General features: G+C 69.8%; 24 protein-coding genes. 7 read left to right on the forward strand and 17 right to left on the reverse strand.

From position 1 onward, the window contains the following. Positions 1 to 107 precede the first annotated feature (107 nt). Complete coding sequence (locus FHX80_RS09100; protein ID WP_280118773.1) at positions 108 to 446, reverse strand: PTS sugar transporter subunit IIB; 339 nt, start codon at positions 444 to 446, stop codon at positions 108 to 110. Between the two features lie 117 nt (positions 447 to 563). Here FHX80_RS09100 and FHX80_RS09105 point away from each other — a divergent pair, with 117 nt between their 5' ends. Together FHX80_RS09105 and FHX80_RS09110 are read left to right on the forward strand one after the other, a co-directional pair. Continuing rightward, positions 564 to 1,874, forward strand: coding sequence for a PTS transporter subunit EIIC (locus tag FHX80_RS09105; RefSeq protein WP_145763738.1), 1,311 nt, complete (start codon positions 564 to 566; stop codon positions 1,872 to 1,874). Positions 1,875 to 2,140: 266 nt separating this feature from the next. After that, positions 2,141 to 3,418, forward strand: coding sequence for a PTS transporter subunit EIIC (locus tag FHX80_RS09110; RefSeq protein WP_145763739.1), 1,278 nt, complete (start codon positions 2,141 to 2,143; stop codon positions 3,416 to 3,418). A 73-nt stretch (positions 3,419 to 3,491) separates the two neighbouring features. Here FHX80_RS09110 and FHX80_RS09115 read toward each other — a convergent pair whose 3' ends face one another. From FHX80_RS09115 to clpS, 8 genes are all read right to left on the reverse strand, one after another. Then, the gene (locus FHX80_RS09115) at positions 3,492 to 4,244 is read right to left on the reverse strand and encodes an MBL fold metallo-hydrolase (RefSeq protein WP_145763740.1); all 753 of its coding nucleotides are present in this window, start codon (positions 4,242 to 4,244) and stop codon (positions 3,492 to 3,494) included. Positions 4,245 to 4,518: 274 nt separating this feature from the next. Continuing rightward, the gene (locus tag FHX80_RS09120; RefSeq protein WP_145763741.1) at positions 4,519 to 5,469 is read right to left on the reverse strand and encodes a PLP-dependent cysteine synthase family protein; all 951 of its coding nucleotides are present in this window, start codon (positions 5,467 to 5,469) and stop codon (positions 4,519 to 4,521) included. Next, the gene (locus FHX80_RS09125) at positions 5,469 to 5,747 is read right to left on the reverse strand and encodes a MoaD/ThiS family protein (protein ID WP_145763742.1); all 279 of its coding nucleotides are present in this window, start codon (positions 5,745 to 5,747) and stop codon (positions 5,469 to 5,471) included. The genes FHX80_RS09120 and FHX80_RS09125 overlap by 1 nt, the downstream gene beginning before the upstream one ends. A 128-nt stretch (positions 5,748 to 5,875) precedes the next feature. Next, positions 5,876 to 6,001, reverse strand: a complete 126-nt coding sequence (locus FHX80_RS36350) for a putative leader peptide (RefSeq protein ID WP_260147624.1) — start codon at positions 5,999 to 6,001, stop codon at positions 5,876 to 5,878. Positions 6,002 to 6,134: 133 nt separating this feature from the next. Further along, positions 6,135 to 6,572 (reverse strand): M67 family metallopeptidase, encoded by a 438-nt coding sequence (locus FHX80_RS09135; protein WP_145763744.1) that lies wholly within the window; start codon positions 6,570 to 6,572, stop codon positions 6,135 to 6,137. A 124-nt stretch (positions 6,573 to 6,696) separates the two neighbouring features. After that, positions 6,697 to 8,130, reverse strand: coding sequence for an amino acid permease (locus FHX80_RS09140; protein ID WP_145763745.1), 1,434 nt, complete (start codon positions 8,128 to 8,130; stop codon positions 6,697 to 6,699). A gap of 340 nt (positions 8,131 to 8,470) precedes the next feature. Next, positions 8,471 to 9,055 carry a DUF2017 domain-containing protein gene (locus tag FHX80_RS09145; protein ID WP_145763746.1) on the reverse strand — a complete coding sequence of 195 codons (585 nt, stop codon included), beginning with the start codon at positions 9,053 to 9,055 and terminating at the stop codon, positions 8,471 to 8,473. A 92-nt stretch (positions 9,056 to 9,147) separates the two neighbouring features. Continuing rightward, positions 9,148 to 9,453: an ATP-dependent Clp protease adapter ClpS gene (clpS, locus tag FHX80_RS09150; RefSeq protein WP_018555894.1), complete on the reverse strand. Its 306-nt coding sequence runs from the start codon at positions 9,451 to 9,453 to the stop codon at positions 9,148 to 9,150. A 111-nt stretch (positions 9,454 to 9,564) separates the two neighbouring features. On the opposite strand from clpS, the gene FHX80_RS09155 reads away from it, so the two are divergent. Next, entirely contained in the window at positions 9,565 to 10,893 is a 1,329-nt protein-coding gene (locus tag FHX80_RS09155; protein ID WP_145763747.1) for a nicotinate phosphoribosyltransferase, read from the forward strand. Positions 10,894 to 11,144: 251 nt separating this feature from the next. Further along, positions 11,145 to 11,729: an isochorismatase family protein gene (locus FHX80_RS09160; protein ID WP_145763748.1), complete on the forward strand. Its 585-nt coding sequence runs from the start codon at positions 11,145 to 11,147 to the stop codon at positions 11,727 to 11,729. Positions 11,730 to 11,733: 4 nt separating this feature from the next. Here FHX80_RS09160 and FHX80_RS09165 read toward each other — a convergent pair whose 3' ends face one another. Together FHX80_RS09165 and FHX80_RS09170 are read right to left on the reverse strand one after the other, a co-directional pair. Further along, positions 11,734 to 12,066, reverse strand: coding sequence for a hypothetical protein (locus FHX80_RS09165; RefSeq protein WP_208764608.1), 333 nt, complete (start codon positions 12,064 to 12,066; stop codon positions 11,734 to 11,736). Positions 12,067 to 12,190: 124 nt separating this feature from the next. Further along, positions 12,191 to 14,590 carry an immune inhibitor A domain-containing protein gene (locus tag FHX80_RS09170; RefSeq protein WP_208764609.1) on the reverse strand — a complete coding sequence of 800 codons (2,400 nt, stop codon included), beginning with the start codon at positions 14,588 to 14,590 and terminating at the stop codon, positions 12,191 to 12,193. A gap of 368 nt (positions 14,591 to 14,958) precedes the next feature. Here FHX80_RS09170 and FHX80_RS09175 point away from each other — a divergent pair, with 368 nt between their 5' ends. After that, positions 14,959 to 15,285, forward strand: coding sequence for a hypothetical protein (locus FHX80_RS09175; protein WP_145763749.1), 327 nt, complete (start codon positions 14,959 to 14,961; stop codon positions 15,283 to 15,285). A 111-nt stretch (positions 15,286 to 15,396) separates the two neighbouring features. Here the strand turns inward: FHX80_RS09175 and FHX80_RS09180 are convergent, their stop codons facing one another. Both FHX80_RS09180 and FHX80_RS09185 read right to left on the reverse strand, forming a co-directional pair. After that, positions 15,397 to 16,065 carry an RDD family protein gene (locus FHX80_RS09180; RefSeq protein WP_145763750.1) on the reverse strand — a complete coding sequence of 223 codons (669 nt, stop codon included), beginning with the start codon at positions 16,063 to 16,065 and terminating at the stop codon, positions 15,397 to 15,399. A gap of 257 nt (positions 16,066 to 16,322) precedes the next feature. After that, complete coding sequence (locus tag FHX80_RS09185; RefSeq protein WP_145763751.1) at positions 16,323 to 18,092, reverse strand: RDD family protein; 1,770 nt, start codon at positions 18,090 to 18,092, stop codon at positions 16,323 to 16,325. Between the two features lie 278 nt (positions 18,093 to 18,370). Here FHX80_RS09185 and FHX80_RS09190 point away from each other — a divergent pair, with 278 nt between their 5' ends. Further along, positions 18,371 to 18,847 (forward strand): SsgA family sporulation/cell division regulator, encoded by a 477-nt coding sequence (locus tag FHX80_RS09190; RefSeq protein WP_145763752.1) that lies wholly within the window; start codon positions 18,371 to 18,373, stop codon positions 18,845 to 18,847. Positions 18,848 to 18,972: 125 nt separating this feature from the next. Here the strand turns inward: FHX80_RS09190 and FHX80_RS09195 are convergent, their stop codons facing one another. Next, the gene (locus FHX80_RS09195; RefSeq protein ID WP_145763753.1) at positions 18,973 to 20,340 is read right to left on the reverse strand and encodes an FAD-binding oxidoreductase; all 1,368 of its coding nucleotides are present in this window, start codon (positions 20,338 to 20,340) and stop codon (positions 18,973 to 18,975) included. A gap of 97 nt (positions 20,341 to 20,437) precedes the next feature. Between FHX80_RS09195 and FHX80_RS09200 the strand changes: the two genes are divergently transcribed. Further along, positions 20,438 to 22,162 (forward strand): tetratricopeptide repeat protein, encoded by a 1,725-nt coding sequence (locus tag FHX80_RS09200; RefSeq protein ID WP_145763754.1) that lies wholly within the window; start codon positions 20,438 to 20,440, stop codon positions 22,160 to 22,162. A gap of 95 nt (positions 22,163 to 22,257) precedes the next feature. Here FHX80_RS09200 and FHX80_RS09205 read toward each other — a convergent pair whose 3' ends face one another. From FHX80_RS09205 to hppD, 3 genes are all read right to left on the reverse strand, one after another. Beyond that, positions 22,258 to 23,529: a hypothetical protein gene (locus tag FHX80_RS09205; RefSeq protein ID WP_145763755.1), complete on the reverse strand. Its 1,272-nt coding sequence runs from the start codon at positions 23,527 to 23,529 to the stop codon at positions 22,258 to 22,260. Between the two features lie 341 nt (positions 23,530 to 23,870). After that, positions 23,871 to 24,245 carry a DUF7848 domain-containing protein gene (locus FHX80_RS36975; RefSeq protein ID WP_483025188.1) on the reverse strand — a complete coding sequence of 125 codons (375 nt, stop codon included), beginning with the start codon at positions 24,243 to 24,245 and terminating at the stop codon, positions 23,871 to 23,873. Between the two features lie 72 nt (positions 24,246 to 24,317). Then, positions 24,318 to 25,463, reverse strand: a complete 1,146-nt coding sequence (hppD, locus tag FHX80_RS09210) for a 4-hydroxyphenylpyruvate dioxygenase (RefSeq protein WP_145763756.1) — start codon at positions 25,461 to 25,463, stop codon at positions 24,318 to 24,320. Positions 25,464 to 25,496: the final 33 nt, after the last annotated feature.

Consider the following 25,496-nt stretch of genomic DNA (forward strand, 5'->3'; position numbering starts at 1 on the left):
CGGTGTGCGGGGGGTGCTTGCTGCCGGGTGTGCCGCAGGCCCCGTCCTGGTGGGGCGGGGCCTGTCGGGTGTCGGGCCGGTGGGGCCCGTGTGGGTTCAGCGGTGGGTCACATCATGTCTTCGATGTCGGCGGCGATGGGGTCGGCGTCGGTGCCGATGACGACCTGGATCGCGGTGCCCATCTTGACGACGCCGTGGGCGCCGGCGGCCTTGAGCGCGGCTTCGTCGACCTTGCTCGGGTCGATGACCTCGGTACGGAGGCGGGTGATGCAGCCTTCGATCTCTTCGATGTTCTCGATCCCGCCGAGCCCGGCGACGATCTTCTCAGCCTTGCTGGCCATGGCCTTCTCCCTGGTTCTTCGCGTACATGTGACGGCCCACCATGGGTCCGTTTCGTCACGGTAACGCACGGTTGGCCCAACTTCGCGGGCAGGCAGCCGAGCCATCACCAATGATGACGATCACCGGCGCCCTGCCTTCCGGGCGGGCTCCGCACCGTACCGCAACTGGTCTACACCAGTCTGCAACGACCCCGAATTGTGGCTTGTTCCGGGAGGACGCCGATGAGCTCCAGCAGCGCAGCGATCCCACAGAAGCAGTGGTGGCACGGTCTCTTCCAGGGTCTCCAGAAGATGGGGCGCAGTCTTCAGCTGCCGATTGCCGTGCTGCCGGCGGCGGGCATTCTCAATCGGCTCGGTCAGCCGGATGTCTTCGGTGACGAGGGTCTGGGGTGGACGAACATCGCCAAGGTGTTCGCGGCGGCCGGTGGTGCGCTGTTGGATTCGGGGCTGGGTCTTCCGTTGTTGTTCTGTGTCGGTGTCGCGATCGGGATGGCGAAGAAGTCGGACGGTTCGACGGCGCTGGCGGCTGTGACGGGTTTCCTTGTCTATTACGCGGTGCTGCACGCCTTCCCGGTGGACTGTGGAACTGGTTCGACGTTCGTGTCAGGTGGTACGTGGTTCGGTACGTGTGTCTCGGGTGATGCGCAGGTGACGGCGGCGGCGTATCAGAATCCGGGTGTGTTCGGCGGCATTGTGATGGGCCTGATGTCGGCCTGGTTCTGGCAGCGGTTCCACCGGGTCAAGCTGGTGGACTGGCTGGGGTTCTTCAATGGCCGGCGGCTGGTGCCGATCATCATGGCGTTCGTGGGTCTGCTGTTCGCGGCGTTGTGTGCGTGGCTGTGGCAGCCGATCGGTGACGGGTTGACGAGCTTCTCCAAGTGGCTGGTCGATCTGAACTGGCTGGGTTCGGGCATTTTCGGTGTGGCCAACCGGGCCTTGTTGGTGATCGGTCTGCATCAGTTCCTGAACACGTTCGTCTGGTTCCAGTTCGGTGATTTCACGAAGCCGGACGGGACGGTCGTGCACGGTGACATCAACCGGTTCCTGGCGGGTGACCCGACGGCGGGGCAGTTCACTTCGGGGTTCTTCCCGATCATGATGTTCGCGTTGCCGGCTGCGGCGCTGGCGATCTACCACTGCGCGAAGCCGTATCGCCGGAAGGCGGTGGGCGGGATGATGCTCTCGGTCGGTCTGACGTCGTTCGTGACGGGCATCACGGAGCCGATCGAGTACTCGTTCCTGTTCGTGGCGCCTGTGCTGTACGGGATTCACGCGGTGCTGACGGGTGTGTCGATGGCTCTCACGTGGGCGGTCGGGGTGAAGGACGGTTTCAGCTTCTCGGCGGGCTTGATCGACTACGTCATCAACTGGAGTCTGGCCACCGAGCCATGGCTGATCATCCCGATCGGTCTGGGGTTCGCTGTGGTGTATTACGTGATCTTCCGGTTCGCGATCACCAGGTTCAACCTCCAGACCCCGGGCCGGGAGCCCGATGAGGTGGAGGCGGAGATCGAGGCGAATCTCACGAAGTAGCCGTTGGGCGTGGGGTGGGGACCCCGTACGTCGAAGGCCCTCGGACCGTCCGGTCCGGGGGCCTTTGGCGTGTCACCGTGCGTGGGTGATGGCTACTGCGAAGTAGTCGGAAATTGCAGGTTTCTTATCTAACCCTCACCGTGCTACAACTGGTCTACACCACTCAGTGGTCCAGACCACGCGCCGCGCTGCGGCGCGTCTCTTGAGTCGTCGCCCACCCAGAACCCCTGTCCCCGGCGCGGCGCCTTGTCCAATGGAGGAAGTTGATGTCCACGGCTGGCACCGCTCCCGCGGTTACCAAGAAGAAGGGCGCAGGCGCGATGGCTGTCATGCAGCGCATCGGCCGCAGCCTCATGCTGCCGGTCGCGGTGCTGCCCGCAGCCGCGCTGCTGGTCCGCTTCGGGCAGGGCGACATGCTCGGCAAGGAGTCCTTCCCGGACTTCATCAACAAGATCGCCGGCTACATGGCGGCGGGCGGCGGCGCGCTGCTCGACAACATGCCGCTGCTGTTCTGCGTCGGTATCGCGATCGGCTTCGCCAAGAAGTCGGACGGTTCGACCGCGCTCGCGGCCGTCACCGGCTACCTGGTCTTCCAGAAGGTGCTCGCCACCTTCACCGACAGCAACCTTCCCAAGGTCGCGGCCGTGGCCGACGGCAAGGTCGTCATGAACGAGGCCCCGGTCAACGCCGGTGTGCTCGGTGGCGTCGTCATGGGCATAGTCGTGGCCCTGCTGTACCAGAAGTTCTACCGGACCAAGCTGCCGGACTGGGCGGGCTTCTTCGGCGGCCGCCGTCTGGTCCCGATCCTCTCGGCCTTCGCGGGCCTGGTCATCGGTATCGTCTTCGGTCTGATCTGGCCGGTCCTCGGTGCCGGGCTGCACAACCTCAGTGAGTGGCTCGTCGGATCCGGCGCCGTCGGCGCGGGCATCTTCGGTGTCGCCAACCGCGCGCTGATCCCGATCGGCATGCACCACCTCCTGAACTCCTTCCCGTGGTTCCAGGCCGGTTCGTACAACGACGGCGGCGTCGACTACCACGGCGACATCGCCCGCTTCCTGCACGGCGACCCGACCGCGGGTCAGTTCATGACCGGCTTCTTCCCGATCATGATGTTCGCCCTCCCGGCGGCTTGCCTCGCCATCACGCACTGCGCGCGCCCCGAGCGCCGCAAGGTCGTCGGCGGCATGATGTTCTCGCTCGCCGCCACCGCGTTCGTCACCGGTGTGACCGAGCCGATCGAGTTCACGTTCATGTTCATCGCCCCGGTGCTGTACGCGATCCACGCGGTGCTGACCGGTGTCTCGATGGCGCTCACCTGGGCCCTCGGCATGAAGGACGGCTTCGGCTTCTCCGCCGGTGCGGTCGACTACTTCCTGAACCTCGGTATCGCGGAGAAGCCATGGCTGCTCGCGCTGGTCGGTCTCTGCTTCGCGGTGATCTACTACGTGATCTTCCGCTTCGCGATCACCAAGTTCAACCTGCCGACGCCGGGCCGTGAGTCCGACGAGGAGCTGGCCGAGCTCGTCAAGGCCGAGGCCAAGTAGCCCGTACCGGGTACGACGAAGCCCTCTCCTTCCCTGCGGAAGGTGAGGGCTTCGTCGTGTGTGCGGGGCGTCGTCAGATCTCGTAGACCGCGCCCGGGACCGCCAGCTCCGCCGGTCCCGAGAAGACCTCGCGGGCGTCCAGCAGATTGCGTTCGGCGTCGGTCCATGGCGGGATGTGGGTGAGGACCAGCCGTCCCACCTCGGCGCGGGCGGCGAGCTCGCCTGCCTCGCGGCCGTTGAGGTGGAGGTCCGGGATGTCCTCCTTGCCGTGGACGAACGACGCCTCGCAGAGGAAGATGTCGGCGCCCTCGGCCAGGTCGTCCAGGGCCTCGCAGGTGCCGGTGTCGCCCGAGTACGTGAGTGAGCGGCCGCCGTGCTCTATGCGGATGCCGAACGTGTCGACGGGGTGGCAGAGCTTCTCCGTACGCACCGTGAAGGGGCCGATGTCGAACCAGCCGGGCTTCAGCGTGTGGAAGTCGAAGACCTCGCTCATCGCGTGGTCGGACGGGGTGTCGCCGTGGGCGGTGGTGAGCCGCTGCTCCGTGCCGTCGGGGCCGTAGACCGGGATGCGGTCCGGGCGTCCGCCGTCGTGCGGGTAGTACCGGACGACGAAGTACGCGCACATGTCGATGCAGTGGTCGGCGTGGAGGTGGCTGAGGAAAATCGCGTCGAGGTCGTAGAGACCGACGTGGCGCTGCAGCTCGCCGAGGGCTCCGTTACCCATGTCGAGGAGCAGCCTGAAGCCGTCGGCCTCTACGAGGTAGCTCGAGCATGCCGATCCCGCGGACGGGAACGAGCCGGAGCATCCGACGACGGTGAGCTTCATGGAGCGTGAACCTCCGAGACGTGGGACGGGGAGGGTTCGTGCGGTTCGTGGAGCGGTTTGTTGAGCGTAAGGCGCGACAGAGCCGGTCGCTCCTCTGGGGCGTGCCGTTGTGGGGGAACTCACCTGTGGTGTCACCGGTTCGATGGAAAGGGTGAGTGGTGAGCCTCTTCGGCGGCGGAGGTGCGGGCGGTGTCCCCGGGAATGGCGGACGCCGGGTGGGCGGACCGGTGGGTCCGCCCACCCGGCGTCCGGGGTGGGGAAGTGCGATGGGGGGCTATGCCCAGAGCTGGCCCTGCACGGTTTCGATGGCCGCTTCGGTCGTGGGGGCCGTGTAGACGCCCGTCGACAGGTACTTCCAGCCGCCGTCGGCGACGACGAAGACGATGTCGGCCGGTTCGCCGGCCTTGAGGGCCTTGTTGCCGACGCCGATCGCGGCGTGCAGTGCGGCGCCGGTGGAGATGCCCGCGAAGATGCCCTCCTGCTGGAGGAGTTCGCGGGTACGGGTGACGGCGTCGGCCGATCCGACGGAGAAGCGGGTGGTGAGGACCGAGGCGTCGTAGAGCTCGGGGACGAAGCCTTCGTCGAGGTTGCGCAGGCCGTAGACGAGGTCGTCGTAGCGCGGCTCGGCTGCGACGATCTTGATGCCGTCGACGTGTTCGCGCAGGTAGCGGCCCACTCCCATGAGGGTGCCCGTCGTGCCGAGGCCCGCCACGAAGTGGGTGATCGACGGGAGGTCGGTGAGGATCTCCGGGCCGGTGGTGGCGTAGTGGGCGCCGGCGTTGTCGGGGTTGCCGTACTGGTAGAGCATCACCCAGTCGGGGTGCTGCGCCGACAGTTCCTTGGCGACGCGGACGGCGGTGTTGGAGCCGCCCGCGGCCGGGGAGGGGATGATCTCGGCGCCCCACATGGTGAGCAGGTCGCGTCGTTCCTGCGAGGTGTTCTCGGGCATGACGCAGACGATGCGGTAGCCCTTGAGCTTGGCCGCCATGGCGAGCGAGATGCCGGTGTTGCCGCTGGTGGGTTCGAGGATGGTGCAGCCGGGGGTGAGCCGGCCGTCCTTCTCCGCCTGCTCGACCATGTGGAGTGCGGGGCGGTCCTTGATCGAGCCGGTGGGGTTGCGGTCCTCCAGCTTGGCCCAGATGCGGACGTCGTCCGACGGTGACAGCCGCGGCAGGCGGACGAGCGGGGTGTTGCCCACTGCGGCGAGCGGGCTGTCGTAGCGCATCAGTTCATGCCGCCGGCGACGGCCGGGAGGATGGTGATGCTGTCGCCGTCGCTGAGCTTGGTGGAGATGCCGTCGAGGAAGCGGACGTCCTCGTCGTTGAGGTACACGTTCACGAAGCGGCGGAGCTCGCCGCCGTCGACGATGCGCTCACGGATGCCGGTGTGGCGGGTCTCCAGGTCCGTGAAGAGGTCGGCGAGGGTCTCTCCGTTGCCCTCGACGGCCTTGGCGCCGTCGGTGTAGGTGCGGAGGATGGTCGGGATGCGGACCTCGATGGCCATGGCGTGGGCTCCTGTCGAAGCGGAGTGGTGGCGGTGGGCGTGGGACGCGCGGCTCTGCCCCCGCGCGGGGGTGGTGTGTGGGTGGTGCGGGTGGCTTCCGGCCGGGCGGCGCCGGGCATCGGCCCGGCTCAGGCCTCGCGGCCGGCGGTCCGGTGGTTCGTACAGATCGCGCTGGAGAGCCGGCACAGGTCGACGTGCAGGCGCGCCACGAGCAGCATGCCCGGCGTCTTGTCGCTCACGTCATGGAGAACCATGGGCTCATCGTATCGATTCCCGGTCCGGGATCCGGAATGTGATCTCACCTGGTGGATGGTTGGCGTTCGGCAGGTGGACAGGGCCGGGTTCTGCGGCCCTGTCCGGGGGTGGGGCGGGTGCCGGTGGCCGGGTTCAGGCGGCGTTGTACGCGTCGACGATCTCGACGTCCTCCTCGGTGATCTCGCCGTCCACGATGCGGTAGGAGCGGAATGGGAAGGGTCCCGCCTCGTCGGCTTCGGCGTCGGCGGTCGATACGAGGACGTAGTGGGCTCCGGGTTCGTTGGCGTAGGTGACGTCGGTGCGGGAGGGGTAGGCCTCGGTCGCGGTGTGCGAGTGGTAGATGATCACGGGTTCCTCGTCGCGGTCGTCCATGTCGCGGTAGAGCTTGAGGAGGTCGGCCGAGTCGAATTCGTAGAACGTGGGCGAGCGGGCCGCGTTGAGCATCGGGATGAAGCGTTCGGCGCGGTCCGTTCCGGCCGGCCCGGCGACCACGCCGCACGCCTCGTCGGGGTGGTCGGCGCGGGAGTGCGCGACGATCTGGTCGTACAGCTCCTGGGTGATGGTCAGCATGGCGCCCAGCATAGGACGACGGGTCGCCGAGTACCGAGGGGTGGTACGCAGGGGACCGTATCGTGGACGCACCCCTTGGGGCGGCTGGTTCGACGGCGGCCCGTCCGGGGTGGTGCCGGTGGATTCAGCGGCCCGCGAAGGCCTTGTCCCCGGGGTTGCGGGCCTTGCGGACCAGGTAGGAGACGCCGAGGATCAGGGCCCACAGGGGCGCGCAGTACAGCGAGATCCTGGCGTCTTTGTCGATGCCCATCATCACGATGACCATGCCGATGAAGGCGAGGGCGAAGACGCTGGTGTACGGGGCGCCGGGGGCCCGGAAGCTCGATCGCGGGAGGACTCCGCGGTCGGCCAGACGGCGGTAGCGGATCTGGCTGACCAGGATCATGATCCAGGCCCACATGCCGGAGATGGTGGCGAAGGAGACGACGTAGGTGAAGGCGTCGCCGGGCCACCGGTAGTTGATCCAGACGCCGACGAGCATGAGGGCGGCCGAGACGGTGGTGCCGACGAGCGGGGTGCCGCTCCTGGTCAGCCGGGTGAAGACCTTCGGGCCCTGTCCGTTGAGTGCGAGGTCGCGGAGCATGCGGCCGGTGGAGTACATGCCGGAGTTGCAGGACGAGAGCGCCGCGGTGAGGACGACGAAGTTGACGATGCCCGCGCCGACGCCGAGGCCCATCTTCTGGAACGCGGCGACGAAGGGCGAGATGCCCGGCTGGAACTCGGTCCAGGGGACCACCGAGAGGATCATGACGAGGGCGCCGACGTAGAAGATGGCGATGCGCCACGGCACGGCGTTGATCGCCTTGGGCAGGACGCTCTTCGGGTCCTTGGACTCGCCCGCGGTGACGCCGACGAGTTCGACGGCGAGGAAGGCGAACATCACGATCTGCAGGGTCATCAGGGTGCCCGATATGCCGTGCGGGAAGAAGCCGCCGTCGGCCCAGAGGTGGGTGACGGACGCGGAGTCGCCGGCGTCGGAGAAGCCGAGGGTGAGGATTCCGGCGCAGATGAGGATCATGCCGACGATGGCGGTGACCTTGACCATCGAGAACCAGAATTCGAGTTCTCCGAAGAGCTTCACGGATATCAGGTTCACGCCGTACAGGATGACCGTGAAGATCAGCGCGGAGACCCATTGCGGAAGTTCGAACCAGAACGTCATGTACTGGGCCGCCGCGGTGACTTCGGTTATTCCGGTGACGACCCAGAACAGCCAGTAGGTCCAGCCGGTGACAAAGCCGGCGAAGGGCCCGACGAATTCGCGGGCGTACTCCGAGAAGGACCCCGTGACCGGTCGGTACATGAGGAGTTCGCCCAGGGCCCGCATGATGAAGAAGATCACCACACCCGCTGTGGCGTAGGCCAGGACGAGGCTGGGCCCGGCCTTGGCTATGGCCTTTCCGGCGCCGAGGAAGAGGCCGGTGCCGATGGCCCCGCCGATCGCGATCATCTGGATCTGGCGTGCTCCGAGGGCGCGCTGGTAGCCCTCGCCCGAGGTGGTGTCCGCGGCGGTGGCCTGCGGTTCTTCCTGTCCCTTGTCGACCTTCGGCGATGTCATGCGGTGCGCCTTTCTCCACGCCGGTCCGTGCCGTGCGGCTGCGGATCGGGTCCTGGCCCTCCGGATATGGCTGGAGTGCCGCCGGTGGTTGCCGGCCGGTAGCGCCCTCGGGGACAGGGATGGCGTCCTCCGGGCGGCCGTGAGGGTTCCTCACGGCCACAACGGCGAACCATCGAAAACATATGGCGCATACCACAGGAGAATGCGGGCACCGGTGTCCGGTCAACACAAAGAAGGCCGTTCAGGTGACGTGCTCGTCCTTGGGATCCGAGCGTCTTTCGAACGGCCTTCGGGTGAATGCGGAACGATCCGGCCCCTGTGTCGTATTACGGCAGTCGCGTTACGGCATAAGGGTCTCGATGAGCGTTTCCTGGAGTCCGCCCAGCCAGAGGTAGGCCATGACCATGGGCTTGCGCGGGTCGCTGTCGGGCAGCCGGTAGAGCGAGCCGTCCTCGCCGCCGTCCTCGTCGGAGACCTCCAGCCGGGTGCCGATGGTCAGCCGCAGGTCGTTGAGGGAGCCCAGCCAGCTGCGGCACTCGTCGGCGGTGAGCCTGAGCACGGCGCCGCCGTCCCCGGTGGGCGAGAGCCGGTCGAGGGTGCGTACGACGGCGAGGGCGTCGTCGCGCTTGCGGGTGCGCAGGTCGTTCTCGGTGAAGCGGCGGAACTCGGCGGACGCGGCGCGCAGTTCGCTGTCGTCGTTGCTGTAGGCCTCGGGGAAGAGCCGGGCCAGGGCGGGGTCGCTGGGCGGTTCGCTGGGGCCCTCGGCGAAGAGCGCGGCGAGCGGGTCCTCGCCCTCGGCGGGTTCGTCACCGGGGCCGATGAGCTCCAGCAGCTGGACGGCGAGGGAGCGCAGGATCGCGATCTCCACCTCGTCGAGCGCGACGGCCGCGCCGCCGCCGGGGGTGGCCTCGAAGTGGCCGGCCATGGGTTCTCTCCGATGGTGGTCGGGCGGGTCGGTGCGGGGGCGGGTCGGTGCGCAGGGGCAGGGACGGGGGCGAGTGCGGGTGCGGCGAGCCGCTAGTTGCGGTCCTGGGTGAGTGTGGCCCACAGCCCGTAGCCGTGCATCGCCTGGACGTCGCGTTCCATCTCCTCGCGGCTTCCGCTGGAGACGACGGCGCGGCCCTTCTGATGGACGTCGAGCATCAGCTTGTGGGCCTTGTCCTTGGAGTAGCCGAAGTAGGCCTGGAACACATAGGTCACATAGCTCATGAGGTTGACCGGGTCGTTGTGGACCAGCGTCACCCAGGGGACGTCGGGCTCGGGGACAACGAGGTTCTCCTCGGCCGATTCGGGACGTTCGATCTCTACGGGGGCGACGCTCACCTACCCCATGCTGCCACCAGGGAGGGGGCATCGCACAAACGGCCCCGGCACCGCGTCGGCTCCGACACCCCCATCTCGTCACTTTGACGAAATAGGGGTAGCATCCCCGGCATGAACTCCGCGGACCTCGGGCGGCGCGTCGGCGTGCCGTCGACAGCGCTCTTCACCGACCAGTACGAGCTCACGATGGTGCAGGCCGCACTGAAGGCCGGCACCGCCGGCAGGCGCTCGGTCTTCGAGGCATTCACCCGCCGGCTGCCCGAGGGGCGGCGCTACGGCGTCGTCGCGGGCATCGGGCGGGTTCTGGACGCGGTCGAGAACTATCACTTCGACGACGCGATGCTCGCCTTCCTGCGGGACCAGAACGTCGTCGACGGGCCGACGCTCGACTATCTGGCCGATTACCGGTTCAGCGGGGACATCTGGGGCTACCCGGAGGGCGAGGTGTACTTCCCCGGCTCGCCGATCCTGCGGGTCGAGGGCTCCTTCGCCGAGTGCGTGCTGCTGGAGACGGTGGTCCTGTCGATCCTCAACCACGACTCGGCGATCGCCGCGGCGGCCTCGCGGATGTCGGTGGCGGCGGGCGGGCGCGGGCTGATCGAGATGGGTGCACGGCGCACCCATGAGCTGTCGGCGGTGGCCTCGGCCCGCGCCGCGTACATCGGCGGTTTCGACACCACCTCGGACCTGGCCGCGGGCTTCCGCTACAACATCCCGACCGTCGGGACGAGCGCCCACGCCTTCACCCTGCTGCACGACACCGAGCGGGACGCGTTCCGGGCCCAGGTGGAGTCGTTGGGGCGCGACACGACGCTGCTGGTCGACACGTACGACGTCACGGCGGCGGTCCGTACGGCGGTCGAGGTCGCCGGGACCGAGCTGGGGGCGGTACGGATCGACTCCGGGGACCTGCTGCTGGTCGCGCACCGAGTGCGCCAGCAGCTGGACGAGCTGGGCGCCACCGGGACGAAGATCGTGGTGACCTCGGACCTGGACGAGTACGCCATCGCCTCGCTGGCCGCGGCGCCGGTGGACTCGTACGGGGTGGGCACTCAGCTGGTGACCGGCAGCGGGCAGCCCACCTGCTCGATGGTCTACAAGCTGGTCGCCCGCGCCGCCTCCGCCGATCCGGCGGACCCGCTGCGGCCGGTGGCGAAGAAGTCGCTGGGCGCGAAGACCTCCCTCGGCGGTCGCAAGTGGGCGGCGCGCCGGACGGACGAGGACGGGGTGGCCGAGGCCGAGGTGATCGGGACCGGCCCGGTGCCGCCGGACCTGGCCGGCCGGCAGTTGCTCGTGGAGCTGGTCAGGGCCGGTGAGGTGGTCGCGCGGGAGCCGCTGGACGCGGCTCGGGAGCGGCATATCGCTTCGCGGGCGGGGCTGCCGATGTCCGCGATGCAGTTGTCGCGGGGCGAGCCGGTGATTCCTACGGAGTACGTGTGAGGGGGCGGGAGCCTTCCGGGCCGGGCTCGGTTTCGCCGGGCCGGGCTCGGTTTCGCCGGGCCGGGCTCGGTTTCGCCGGGCCGGGCTCGGTTTCGCCGGGCCGGGCTCGGTTTCGCCGGGCCGGGCTCGGTTTCGCCGGGCCGGGCTCGGTTTCGCCGGGTTCTCCCTAAGTGCGGTTCGAGTCTCTAGGCTCGTTGTCACCCCGGTAACCGCTGTTCCTCTGTTCCCTCCCCCACCGAAGGACACCCGCCATGCACCGCGCCTTGATCGTCGTGGACGTTCAGAACGACTTCTGTGAAGGCGGAAGCCTCGCGGTGGCGGGTGGTGCCGATGTCGCCGCCGCCATCACCGACCTGATCGGCGAGGCCCAGCCCGGCTACCGGCACCTGGTGGCCACCCGCGATCACCACATCGACCCCGGCAGCCACTTCTCGCCCACGCCGGACTTCGAGCACTCCTGGCCGGCGCACTGCGTGGCCGGTACGGAAGGGGTGGGCTTCCACCCCAATTTCGCGCCCGCGGTCGCCTCCGGCGCGATCGACGCGGTCTTCGACAAGGGTGCGTACGCCGCGGCGTACAGCGGCTTCGAGGGCCTGGACGAGAACGGTGTCGGGCTGGCCGAGTGGCTGCGCGACCGCGGGGTGAGCGCGGTCGACGTGGTCGGCATCGCGACCGACCACTGCGTCCGGGCCACCGCGCTGGACGCCGTCCGTGAGGGCTTCACCACGCACGTACTGCTCGATCTGACCGCGGGCGTCGCCGAGGCGACCACGGTCCGTGCGCTGGCGGAGCTCCGGGAGGCGGGCGTGGTGCTCTCCGGCAGGCCCGTGGTGTGAGCGGTCAGCTCTGCCGGGCCGGCAGGGCGGGTCTCAGGAGCGCCCGGATCGGGTGCCAGAGCTCCTGGGCCCGCTCGGGTCTCGCGCGCCAGAGCAGGCCGTCGGGGTGGTGCAGGACGGCGGTGATCTCGTCCGGGGTGGGCGGCTCGGCGTTGCCGCGGAGGTAGACGGCGCGCAGTCCCAGATTGCGCAGCCGGGTCAGTGCGCGGGCCCGGTTGGCCGCGTGCACCAGGACGCGGACCGGGGTGTCCGGCCCCACGCTCTGTGCCGGACTGGGCAGCGTGATCGCGACGACCACGCTGCCGTTCGGCAACTTGCTGAATCCTCCGCCTGCCATACTCCGCGCTCCCCCGTGAGACGTCGTGTCAATAAGAATCGGAACAAGAGGCACCTAAACACGATCGGCCGCCGCCCGCTAGGGGGCGACGGCCGATCATGATCTGACCTGCGGTGATACCGGACTACTTGTGCGAGGGTCCAACCTGGACGGTCATCGTGGAGCCGCTGAGCGGCTCGCTGATGATCGAGATCCGGGTGTTGGTGTCAGCGACCTGCACGCTTCCGGTCTTGTTCTCCTTGTACCAGTAGGTGCCCTTGTGGTCGTCGAAGATCGGCACGCCGAGCTGCGGCTTGATCTTCGTGGCCACGTCACCGTTGTGCAGCGTGAAGCCGTCGGTGGGGTACCAGCTGAACGGAGCGTCGAAAGGCTGGATCTTGTTGCGGATGACCGTGCCGTTCGACCACTTCAGCGGCTTCGCGTGCGCGTCGATCGGCAGGATCAGGCCCTGGCCCGGGTGGACCGAGACGTTGTTGTCCTTCTGCGAGCTGTCCCACAGCCAGATCAGCAGGCCGTTCTGGTACGGGTAGTGCTCGACCCAGTCCGGACGGGTGTTGGAGAAGCCGAAGTTGTACGGGCCGACCTTGAGGGTCTGGTCGTACGAGACGTACTGGCGGTTCTCCGCGATGTAGCGCTGCGGGTATTCCTTGCTGAACGTGGCACCGACCCGGGAGAAGCCCTTGGCGGTCCAGCCGTTGTCGCCGCCCTCGGCGTTGTCCGAGAAGAGCACGGCACCGTCGGCGTTGACCGCGATGGTGTCGGCCGCGAAGCCGATGCCGCCCGCGCCACCGTCGGTGGTGTAGCGGAAGCGGATGTCGATCTTCTTGCCCGCGTAGGCGTCCAGCGAGTACGAGAGCTTCTGGTACTTGCCGGAGACGTCGGTCAGGGCCGGCTTGTCACTGGCGTCGCGCGGGATCGCCTTGCCGTCGGCGGTGCCGTCGAGCGCGGTCCAGCTGGTGCCGCCGTTGTCCGACGCCTCGGTGTAGAGGTAGTCGTAGTCCTTCTCGATGTCCCACCAGCCGGCGAGGTCGAGGGAGGCCTTGGACTTACCGGTCAGGTCGACCGGACGGGACAGGGTGTTGTTGAGGTTGTCCCCCATGTCGCTCCACCACTGCTTGGCGCCCTCGGCGGGCGTCGTGACGGCGGTGGTGACTGCCTTGGCGGGCAGTTCGACGACGAGCGCCTGCTTGTTCTTGGTGTTGTACTCGGAGACGCCCAGCTTGTGGGTCGACTTCGTCGCGGCCTTGGCCGTGGCGTAGTCGAGCCAGCCCAGCTGGAACTTGTCCCAGGCGGTCATGTCGCCGGGCAGGTCACCGATGCTGTTCTTACCGGTGCCGAGCCAGGAACCGGCCGACATCAGGGACCAGAAACCGACCGAGTTCTCGGCGGTGTTGGTCGTGTCGTACAGGTCCGGCAGGCCGAGGTCGTGGCCGAACTCGTGGGCGAAGACGCCCAGGCCGCCGTTCTCGGGCTGTGCGGTGTAGTCGCCGACCCAGATGCCGGTGTCACCGATCTGGGTGCCGCCGGCCTTGTTGCCGGCCGGGCCGGTCGCGCCGACGTTGGTGCCGTAGGCGTACCAGCGGTGCGCCCAGATGGCGTTGGTGCCCTCGGTGCCGCCGCCCGCGGACTCGTCCTCGCCGGCGTGCACGATCTGGAAGTGATCGATGTAGCCGTCGGGCTCGTTGAAGATGCCGTTGCCGTTGTAGTCGTAACGGTCCCACTGGTCGTACTGGGCGAGATCCGTCTTGATCTGCTCGGGCGTACGGCCCTTGGCCTTCTGGTCGGCGGCCCAGGCGTTCACGCCGTCCCTGACCATGTCCCAGGCGTTGGCGCAGTTGGACGAACCGCAGTAGTTCGAGCCGTAGCGGGCCTCGTTGTACGGGACCTTGACCCAGTCGGAGACCGCGCCGTCGACCGAGTAGCGCCCGGAGGACGTCTTCTCGTAGTACGTCTTGAGCGAGTCCTTGCCGGCACTCTTGCCGAAGTACAGGTCCTGGAAGTGGGCCTGGTTGTAATCGGCCTGCCAGGCGGTGCTGTTGTCCTTCTTGGGGTCCGGCTTGGCTATCTTGTTGTGCGCCGGTCCCGGCTTGCCGCCGTACTTCGGAACGGGAGGCTTGGGGCCCTCGCCGTCCGGGTCGAACATGGTCGTGTTGTCGACCTGGTCGCCGAACTCCACCAGGATGGTGAAGATCTTGTCGGTCTTCTCGCGGCCCAGCTCGACGTACTTGTTGTCGTCGAGCTTGACGACCTTGGAACCGTTGCGGTTCGACACCTTCTTGTCGCCCGACATGACCTGTTCCAGGGCGGCCTGACGCTGAGCGTCCTGCTGCTTGCTGAACGGGCCCTTGAGGTTGTGCGCGCCGCCCTTGGCCGACCCCGGGTCCCGGCGGTCGACGACGGAGGCGGTGGTGCCTGACGCCTTGTCATCAGCCTGAGCGGTGGCGAAGGCGGATGCGGTGGCGGCGGTCGCGGCCAGAGCCACGACAACCGCTCCGGTGCGAAGCGCCCGTCTCTTAATGATCACGTGATGCAGTCCTCCCCGGCGCTCGCGGCAGCGGCCTGGGGTGTAAAGCGGGCCGCGCGCGGAAACGCGTCACAAGTGACGACATTCGACCGGAGTTACGTGAGAAAAGACAGACCTTGACTTGAACAGACCAACTGCACTATGCAGGAGCACATTTCCGGTATCCGGACGACCACCGTCGACCCAACCGGCGCGCCGAAGACAGTAATTGGCGTGGGAATGACTCCGTGCGCCCCCCGTGCACCGGCACTGTGGGTTAGGCCAGGCTTACTACCTGTTCCGTCAGGGCATCCACCGTCGTAGAGTCGCTTGACAGTGCGACCGTGTTGAGAGACCGCCCATCCGACGCCCCGAGGACGGATAACGCCATGCCACGTCCTACTGCCGCACAGCTCTCCTACGGTTCGGTCACCGTTGTCTTCTCGACCCTCGCCATGCTGCTGTTGTCCGGTACCGGTTCGGAACTCGGCATCGCCGTGATCTGCACGGCCGCGCTCGCGCTCGGCCTGCTGGTGGCTGTGACCGTGCCCGCTCCGGCGCGCCGGAGGACGGGGACGACGGGGGCCGCGGTGGCCGCACTCCAAGACGCCGGCCCCGCCGCCGAACCCGGGGGCCGCACCCCCGGTCAGGTACAGCGCACGATCCCGGCCGCACGCGCCTCCGAGCGGGTGGGCGAGCACTCGCTGCGGCGCTGACGACCCGGAGGTCCGGCAGCGCCGACCGGGCCGGGACGACGGGAAGGCCGGAAAAGCCGGGAAGGCCGGGGAGTGCCGACACGCTCTCCGGCCCGATCCGAACGAACGGATCTAGTTGTTGGTGGTCACCACCACCGTCTTGGCCGCCTTGTCCTGCAGGCCCTGCTTGTACGGCTTGTCCGTGAACATCAGCACGATGTTGATGAGCCACCACAGGCACGGGCAGCACAGCAGCGCCGGCAGCCACAGCACCACGGCCCGCAGGAACGAACTGCCGGTGTCCGGCACGCTGCCGTCGTTGAGCATCGCGACCCGCAGCTTCAGCAGCCGCTTGCCCAGGGTGCGGCCGTCCTTGTGCGTGAAGTACGTGTCGTACCCGACGTAGACGACCAGTCCGATCAGCGACCAGATCAGCTGGTGACCGTTGTACGTCTGGGCGAAGAGGTCGCCGACGTTGTCGCTGCCGCTGCTGTTGCTGTTGCTCGACATCTCCACCGCACCGCCCCAGGGCAGCGAGATCAGATACAGCGGGATCGAGATGATCAGGAAGTCGATCAGCCGGGCCAGGATGCGCTTGCCGGGCTCGGCCAGCGGGGGCATGCCCGCCAACGGGTCCGCGCCACCGAACTGGCCACCGCCGTAGGGGCCGGGGTCGTACGGCGGCGGAGGCGGCGCGCTGTCGTAGGGCGAGCCGGATGGCGGCGGCTGGGGTTCGTGCGGCTTCTTGAGGAACGGGTCGTCCTCGGGTGGCTGACCGGACGTCGGCTGATCGTTGCTCATGGGGGCAGTGCATCCCGCCGCACGGGCGCCCGCAACGGCTCAGGTGCGTTCGGGGTAACGGAAGCCGCCCGACGGCCCCTCACCCGTTGAGCCGTCAGCCGTGCGGGTCGGCGCGGGGCGGGGCGCATCGGACCTCTTCGGACTCCTTCGGACTGCTTTGGACCTTTTCGGATCTCTTCGGGTCCCTTCGGGTCCCTTCGGGTCCCTTCCGATCTCTTCGGGTCTCTTCTTGGTACGGGCCCCGCTCCGGCGGCCTCTCAGCCGGCCACGAAGGTGTGGGCCGCCTTGTCGTGCCAGCACTGGCGCCACGGCCGGTCGATCAGGCACCACAGCACGTTGACCACCCCGATCGCCAGGACGCCCAGCACGCCGTAGACCAGCCAGCGGCGCAGCGCGGCGCCGAAGGTGGGCGCCACACCGGACTCGATGTCCCGTACGTCGATTCCGCAGAGTTTCTTGCCGAGCGTGCGGCCCCACTTCGCGGTCGGCAGCGCCTCCAGGAGGACACCCAGCACCAGGAACGCGCCGAGGACCGCACCGGCCAGGCCGGCCGTGGTGGAGTCCAGCAGCCAGACGGTGACGGTCTCGCCGGACAGCTTGGCCGCGTCGATCTTCTCGTTGATGTGGTCCGTGGCCTGTGTCGCGAGGGGGAGGGCGATGACGCCGACGAGCGCGGACAGCACCACGGAGTCGATGAGCCGGGCGGCGAACCGCTTGCCGAGCGCGGCCGGACGGGCGGCCGCCCGGGCCGCCGCGAGCTGTTGGAAGTGGTCGTTGACCGGGGGCTTCCAGGGCACGACGGGCTGGTCGGGCTGGGGCGCCTGGGGTGCCTGGGGTGCCTGGGACTGCTGCGGGAACGCGGGCCGTTGCTGCTGCGCGGGCGCCTGTGGCAGGGCGGCCTGTTCCGGCCGGGCCTGCTGCTGCGGTGCCTGCTGGGCCCAGGAGCCACCGCCGCCGGGGCCGGGCGCGAGCGGGCCGTTGAGCCGGGCCGATGCCTGGGCGGCCGGGTCCTGCCACGTGGGGCCCGAGGGGGGCGCGGAGGCCCGGGGGGAGGCCGGGGTGGCGGGAGCGGGAACGGGGGCCTGCGCGGCGGGCGGCGCGGCCGAAGCGGGGGCCTGCGCGGCGGCGGGGCCGAGCGCGCGGATCGACATCGTCCCCTCGGCGGGCGGCTGTTCCGCGTTGCTCGGGGCCGACGGCGTGCGGCCGGAACCCGCGGCGCGGAGGGCGACCGTGCCGCCGCCGGGCGGACGCCCCGCGTCACGGTTGCCGCCACCGGGGCCGCCCGAGCTGCCGGGGCCGCCGGAGCGGTCGGGGCGGGTGGCCCGGATGGAGACGGTGTTCTCGGCTGCGACGCCGCCGCCACCGTCCCGCATGCCCGGCAGCGCACCGCCGGTGGGTTCCGGCCGCACGGGCCGTCGCGGGTCGACGGGGGTCAGGTCGGCGCCGGGACGCACGGCCGGAGAACGGTCGCCGGAGGAACGTACGGCCGGCGAACGGTCGCCGGAGGAACGTACGGCCGGGGAACGGTCGGCAGACGCACCGGCCACAGGGGTACCAGCTGCGGACGCACCGGCCGCAGACGTACCGGCCACAGGCGAACCGGCTGCCGGCGAACTGCCCGCGGGCGTCCGAGGATCGGGGCCCGGCTCCGGCTGTTCGCCCTGGTGTGCGGGCTGTCCGCCGCCACCCCAGGAGACCCGGCGGTCGCGCTCGCCGCCGAAGCCGTTCTGCCGGGAGGCGTCGGCCTGCCAGGCGGTCGACGGTTCGGGCCGGTTCTCGTCGTACGGCTCCTGGTCGAAGAAGACCGGGCCCGTTTCGTCCATCGGCGCGGGGCCGGGCGGTGGTGGCCCGGCCTCCTCCGCGGCGGGTGCCGAGGGCATCGCCTCGCCCCTCTGCGGGGCGGGCCTGCTCGTGCCGGGAACCCACGAACCACCGTTCCAGTACCGGACATAGCCGGGAATGGAAGGGTCGGGGTAGAACCCCTCGCGGGGGCTTTCGTCACCGGGTGCCGGGGTTGGGGCGCTCATCACCGTGGTCCCGTATCTCTTCGAGGCCTAAGACCGACCGGCCGTTGGGGAACGGCGTCGCTGGGCTGGGCACGCGCCCGCCACATTCCGGTCGGTCTAAATACAAGGGTCCACATCTATCAGACACCCGCGCACCCCCGGGCCGGTCCAGGGGTTTGGGCCACTTTTCGGTCACCCGAACTTTTTTCCCGAAGTCGCGTAATGGATGGCGGGGAGGGCGCTCTCTCCCTGTGAAGGCCGGTCGTGGAACCGGCCCACAGGTCTCGAAAGGACGCCTCATGCACTCCGTCGTGGAACGCGAACTGGAACTCAAGCTGGTCCTGTCGCCCGAGCGCAGCATCCCCGTGCCCGCCCGGCTGACGTATCGCACCCAGGACCCGTACGCCGTGCACATCACCTTCCACATCGGCTCGGACGCGCCCGTGCACTGGACGTTCGCCCGCGATCTGCTGGTGGAGGGCGTGTTCCGGCCGTGCGGGCACGGGGACGTACGGATCTGGCCCACCAGGATCAACGAGTGCAACATCATTTGTGTGGCGCTGACCTCGCCCGACGGCAACGCCCTGCTGGAGGTGCCGTCCGCCGCGGTGTCCGCGTGGGTGGAGCGGACGCTGCGGGTGGTCCCGCCGGGCACGGAGACCGAGCGGCTCGGCATGGACGAGGGCATCGCCGAACTGCTGGCGCCGCTGCCGGCCGACGACCTGTGGATGAGCGACCCCTGGCCGTCGGACGAGGCGCAGGACGGGGAGCAGTGACGAGGTGTCCGCGCAGGCCGCCCGTGCGGCGGTGGCGGAAGGCTGAGCGGGCCCGGTGCGGCGGGAGACCGCGGTCGCCGCACCGGCAGGCGCGCCCGCCACCGCACCGTGCGCCCTGTCCCGCGTCAGAACACCTTGCCCGGGTTGAGCAGCCCCAGCGGGTCGAAGGCCTGCTTGATCCCCCGGTGCAGTTCCACGCTCACCTCGCCGAGTTCCCGGGCGAGCCACTCCTTCTTGAGGACGCCCACGCCGTGTTCGCCGGTGATCGTGCCGCCGAGTTCGAGGCCGAGCGCCATGATCTCGTCGAAGGACTCGCGGGCCCGTCGGGACTCGTCGGCGTCGGTGTGGTCGAAGCAGACGACGGGGTGGGTGTTGCCGTCGCCCGCGTGGGCGCAGACGCCGATGGTGAGGTCGTACTTCTCGGCGATGGCCGCGGTGCCCTCCAGCATGGCGCCGAGCTTGGAGCGCGGTACGCACACGTCGTCGATCATCGTGGCGGACTTGACGGTCTCCAGGGCGGTGAGCGACATCCGCCGGGCCTGGAGCAGCATCTCGGACTCGGCCGCGTCGTCCGCCGGGACGACCTCGGTGGCGCCCGCGGCCGTGCACAGTTCCGCGACGGCGGCCAGGTCCGCTGTGGGGTCCGGGGTGTCGAAGGCGGCGAGCAGGAGGGCTTCGGTGGAGTCGGGGAGGCCCATGTTCGCCATCTTGTTGACGGCACGGACCGTCGTACGGTCCATCAGTTCGAGGAGTGACGGAGTGTGGCCCCGCTCCATGATCCGGCAGATCGCGTCGCAGGCGGCTGCCGCGCTGGGGAACTCGGCGGCCAGGACGAGCTGCTGGGGCGGCTTCGGCTTGAGCGCGAGCACGGCCTTGACGACGATGCCGAGGCTGCCCTCGGAGCCGACGACGAGCCGGGTGAGGTCGTATCCGGCGACGCCCTTCGCGGTGCGGCGGCCGGTGGAGAGGAGGCGTCCGTCCGCGAGGACGATGTCGAGGCCGAGGACGTATTCGGCGGTGACCCCGTACTTGACGCAGCACAGGCCGCCGGAGGCGGTTCCGATGTTGCCGCCGATGGTGCACATCTCCCAGCTGGAGGGGTCCGGCGGGTAGTACAGCCCGTGCTCGTTGACCGCGCGGGACAGCACCGCGTTGATGACGCCCGGTTCCACCACGGCGATCCGGTCGACGGGGCTGATCTCCAGGATCCGGTCCATCCTGATCAGGGAGAGCACGATGCAGCCGTCGGAGGCGTTGGCGGCGCCCGACAGGCCCGTGCGGGCGCCCTGTGGGACGACCGGGACGCGCAGGGTCGTGGCGGTGCGCATGATGTGCTGGACCTGCTCGACGGTGCGTGGGAGTGCGACGACGGCCGGTGCGCCCGCTTCGCAGAAGCTCGCCATGTCGTTGGCGTAGGAGGCGGTGATGCCCGGATCGGTGATCAGGGCCTCGGCCGGGAGACCGGCACGCAGTAGTTCGAGAAGATCGTCCATGATCCAAGACTGGCACTCGGGCCCATTGGTGTGAACCCGTATGCGGCAGCCTTCCCAAGGCGCGGTGCGATCTTCATACTGACGCAGAGTGATCGGCATGGACGTCACTACGCAGCAGCCCCCGGCGGCCCCCGGGCCGGACCACTCCCCCGGCACGGCCTACGCCCCGCCCTGTGAATCGCCTCCGTCCCTGCCGCCGGACCCCGCGTATCCGGCGGAGCCGCCGCCCGTCTCGCTGCGCACGACGCTGCGCAGGGCCGCGTTCGGCGCGGTGGCGGGTGCGGTGCTGGTGACGGGTGCGGTGGTCTCCGTGCCCGACGAGGGCAAGGACGCGGCGCCGCCCGTGCCCGGTCCGGTGTCGCGGGCGATGACCGCGACGGCGGCCGGCTCCCCCGCCTCGCTCTCCGACCTGACGGCGCTCATCGGGGACCGGCAGGCGTGGGTGGGCACGCATCCGTCGGACGCGCGGTCGTGGGCGGTGCTGGGGTCGGCGTACGTGGAGTGGGGGCGGTGGGCCGTGGACCCGGCGTACTACACCCGGGCCGAGCAGGCGCTGAAGCGGTCGCTGAACGTGCAGCCGGGCGAGCGGGGGAACGCGGCGGCCTGGGTGGGGCTCGCGTCGCTCGCCAACGCCCGGCACGACTTCGTCACGGCGAAGAAGTGGGGCGAGGCGGTACGGGCCCGGCTGCCGCAGCAGTGGACGGTGTACCCGGAACTGATCGACGCGTACCGCGGCCTGGGCGACCTCAAGTCGGAGACCACGGCGGCGGCGAAGTACGCGGCGCTGCGGGCGGGCGTCCCGTCGCTGGGCCGCACGGCGGAGGTGTACCGCGACCGGGGCATGCGCGAGGACGCGCTCGCGACCGCGCAGGACGCGGCGAACCGGGCGAGGACGCCCGCGGAGAAGACCCTCTGCCTGTCCAGGCTCGGCGAACTGGCCTGGGACCGGGGCGAACCCCAGGAGGCGTTGGCCCAGTACGGGGCCGCGCTGCGCATCGACCGCGCCCACCACACCTCCCTCGCCGGCCGGGCGCGTGCGCTGGCGGCCCTCGGCCGCACCGACGAGGCCCAGCGGGACTACCGGGCGGCGCTGGCCAGGTCACCCCGCCCCGAATACATGCTGGAACTGGGCGAGTTGTACGAGTCGCTCGACCTGGACGACAAGGCCGCCGACCAGTACGCGCAGCTGCGCAGGGCGCTGACCCTTGCCGACAGCCAGGGCGTGGACAACGCCCTGCTCCTGGGCCGCTTCGAGGCCTCCCACGGCGATGCTGACGCGGCTGCGGAGCGGCTGCGGGCGGAGTGGGACCGCGGGCACCACAGTGCGGCGGTGGCCGACGCGCTGGGCTGGGCGCTGCACCGCTCGGGCGACTCGGCCTCGGCTCTGGAGTACGCGCGGAAGGCGGTCGACTCGGGCGGCCGGTCCGCGGCGTACGCCTACCACCTGGGCATGATCCAGCGTGCGTTGAACGACTTCGGTACGGCCCACCGCCATCTGGAGGAGGCGCTGCGCACCAACCCGCAGTTCTCGCCGCTGGACGCCCAGAGGGCGCGGGAGGCCCTGGACGCCTTGGGGCGGCCGTCCATGGATGATCCGCGGGACCTGCGGCCGGGACCGCCGCCGGCGCCGCCGCGGGCACCGGAACCGGTGCGGGCCGCCGCGCCGCAGGCACCGAAGCGGTCTCAGGAACCGGAACCGTCGCGGGCCGCCCCGTCGCAGGCGCCGGTTCCGCCCCTCTCGCCCGCGATGCCGGGCGCGGCGGGCCCGCAGCCGGCGTCCGCGGCCAAGCCGTCCGCGGCGGGGCCGTCGTCGGACCACTGACGGCCGGGGAAACCGCCCGGCCGAGGGCGGCACGGACGGCCGGGGGCGGCACGGACGGCCCACCCCTCGCGCCCGTCCGTCGGGGCCCCGGCCGCTCAGCCCCGGGCGCGGCGACGGCGCAGCGCGGCGAAGCCCAGCGCGCCCGCTCCGGCCGCGACGAGGGCCGCCGCGGCAACGGCGATCGCCGAGACGCCGCTGCTCCCGGTCGAGGCCAGCTGCGTGTCCGTCCCCGTGTGCGTCCGGGTGTCGGCCGGAGCCGTGGTCGTCGTCGACGGTGTGGCCGACGCGGTCGGGGTGTGCGTGCCGGTGCCGGCCGGAGCCGAGGCCGTCGCCGAGGGCTTGGCCGAGGGCTTGGCCGAGGGCTTGGCCGAGGGCTTGGCCGACGCGGTCGGGGTGGGCCTGCCGGAGGCGGCTGCCGTCAGCTTGATCGACGCCGATTCGCCGCAGAAGGTGCTGCCCCTGAACGGGATCGATCCCTCGTTGACGATCGCGCAGGGTGCCACGTCGGTCTTCCCGAGCGCGGCGCCCTTGCGGTAGGCCACGCGGACCTTGACGCTCGTGCTGCTGTGCGCCGCCATGGAGGCGTCCTTGCCGATGACGTCGAAGCCGTACAGGTCCGGCTCGGCGTTGGACGTGATCGGCTTGAGCGTCTTCCAGGCCCCGGAGCGCAGCACGTGCACGGTGGTGTGGCGGTTGGTGTACAGCACGTCCGTCACGTTCTCGTACGCCGAGGGCGTGGGGTTGGACACCGTGGCCCGGAAGGTCACGCCGGGCCCGCCCACGACGGCGGTGGCGGGCACCCCGGACAGGCTGGTACTGAGCGCGCCGACCTTGACGGTGTCCTCGTCGACGTCGTTGGCCGCGCCCGCGGCACCGTAGGAGATCATGGTGGTCAGCTTCAGGTGGTCGGTGCCGCCGTTGCTGTCGCCGTTGTGGGGGGTGCCCATGGGCAGGCCGATGCGCAGTTGCACGGTCCGCGACTGGCCGGCGGCCAGCGGGAAGGTCTCGGGCAGTTCGCCGAAGAACTTCAGGTCGGACATTTTCAGCGGCACCGTCTTCCACGCCGTCCCGCTGAGCCGGTACTGGAGGCTGAGGGCGTTCGGCGGCAGGCCGCCGCCCCCGTCGATGTGGTAGATGAGCCGCGTCGAAGAGGTGTCGTTCTTCCCCACGTTGGACGCCGTGGTGGTGAAGCCGACCGGCTGGCCGGCCAGCCCGATCTCCGCCGGCGCCGCGGTGGAGACGGCCAGCGCCGGCAGACCCGAGTCGGCCGTGGCCGCCGGCGCCAGGGCTACTCCGGTGGCTGCCAGTAACAGGCCGGCCCCCGCGACGGAGACGGACGAACGCAGTGTGCGTGCGGTGGTGTTCAACGGTTCCCCCGAAGTACGTGTGTGGCGCGGCCGGTTGCCGCGCCCGACGGCGGCGGACGAATCCGCTTGCCGTCTCACACAGTTGGACATGCCGACCCGGTCTCCGGTTGTGACGCCCTTTGTCCCGGTTCTGTCACCGAAGATAGTGGATTCGCACGACTGCAACCGGCCTGTCGTCAACGAGCCGTATGCGCAGGCAGTCGAGCACGGCCATCGAGCGCGACCCCGTAGGACTCCCGCGCGACGGACCGGCCACCGCGGCTGGCACGACCGCGGAACACCCGGGAGCTCCACGTCGGTCCGCCCGACCGAGCCCTCCGACGGCCCCGCAGCCACCCCCGTCACCGTTTCGGCCGGGGCGCGGCTGAGGGTTGGGCGGAGCCGTGCAAGCGTCCACCTGCGCCGGGACGACGGACCTCATCCACCGGGACCGCGCGCAGCAGCCCGACGCGCAGGGCCAGGAAGCCGGTGTGCCCCGTCCTGGCGGGATGCTCGGCGCACCACAGGTGCCGTACGGCGACGTCGTCCGGCACGGAGGGCTCCGGGCCCTCGCCGCAGGTGGTGCACTCCGTCTCGTGTATCGCGGGACTGCCGGACGTGTCCTCGACGAACACCCAGCCCGACGGCCTCGACGGCTCCGGTGGATCGGCGACCAGGCCTGGGCCGCCTGCGTCACCGAGGCCGAGCGGCTTCCCTGAGCGCGCACCGCACGCCACAGCCGCGACGGGCGGGCCGGAAGATCCGGCCCGCCCGTCGCGGTCACTCCGTCGTCGTCACTCCGTCACCGCTCAGAGATTGCCGCGGCGCTCCTGCTCACGCTCGATCGCCTGGAACAGGGCCTTGAAGTTGCCCTTGCCGAAGCCCATCGAGCCATGGCGCTCGATCATCTCGAAGAACACCGTCGGCCGGTCCTGGACCGGCTTGGTGAAGATCTGGAGCAGGTAGCCGTCCTCGTCCCGGTCCACGAGGATCTTCTCCTCGCGCAGGGTCTCCACCGGCACCCGGGTCTCGCCCGCCCACTCGCCCAGCGTGTCGTAGTAAGAGTCCGGGGTGTCCAGGAACTGGACGCCCGCCGCGCGCATCGCGCGCACGGAGGCGACGATGTCGTTCGTGGCGAGCGCGATGTGCTGGACGCCCGCGCTGCCGTAGAACTCCAGGTACTCGTCGATCTGGGACTTCTTCTTGGCGACGGCCGGCTCGTTGATCGGGAACTTGACCTTCAGTGTGCCGTCGGCGACGACCTTGGACATGAGCGCGGAGTACTCGGTGGCGATGTCGTCGCCCACGAACTCCTTCATGTTGGTGAAGCCCATGACCTTGTTGTAGAAGCCGACCCACTCGTCCATCCGGCCGAGCTCGACGTTGCCGACGCAGTGGTCGATGGCCTGGAAGGTCCGCTTGGCCGGCGGCTCGACGATCGGCGCGGCCTCGGCGTAGCCGGGGAGGTAGGGGCCGTCGTAGTCGGTGCGCTCGACGAGGGTGTGGCGGGTCTTGCCGTACGTGGCGATGGCGGCCAGGACGACCGTGCCGTGCTCGTCCTTCACCTCGTGCGGCTCCAGGAGGCCGAGGGCGCCGTGCTCGACCGCGTAGGCGTACGCGGCACGGGCGTCCGGGACCTCGATGGCCAGGTCGACGACACCGTCGCCGTGCTCGGCCACGTGGTCGGCGAGGAAGCGGCCGTGGTCCGTGGCCGCCTTGATGACCGAGGTGAAGACGAAGCGGGCGGATCCGCTGGTCAGGACGTAACTGGCGGTCTCGCGGCTGCCGTTCTCCGGTCCGGAGTAGGCGACCAGCTTCATGCCGAACGCGGTCGAGTAGTAGTGCGCCGCCTGCTTGGCGTTGCCGACGGCGAAGACGACCGCGTCCATTCCCTTGACCGGGAAGGGATCGGCCTGCCGGGCGGTTCCAGGGGTGCTGTGCATCGTCTCAGTCATGTCCGAAGGTTCTCCCCGCTTCGCAAGGTGCGC

It is taken from the genome of Streptomyces brevispora (assembly GCF_007829885.1).
Classification (GTDB): domain Bacteria; phylum Actinomycetota; class Actinomycetes; order Streptomycetales; family Streptomycetaceae; genus Streptomyces; species Streptomyces brevispora.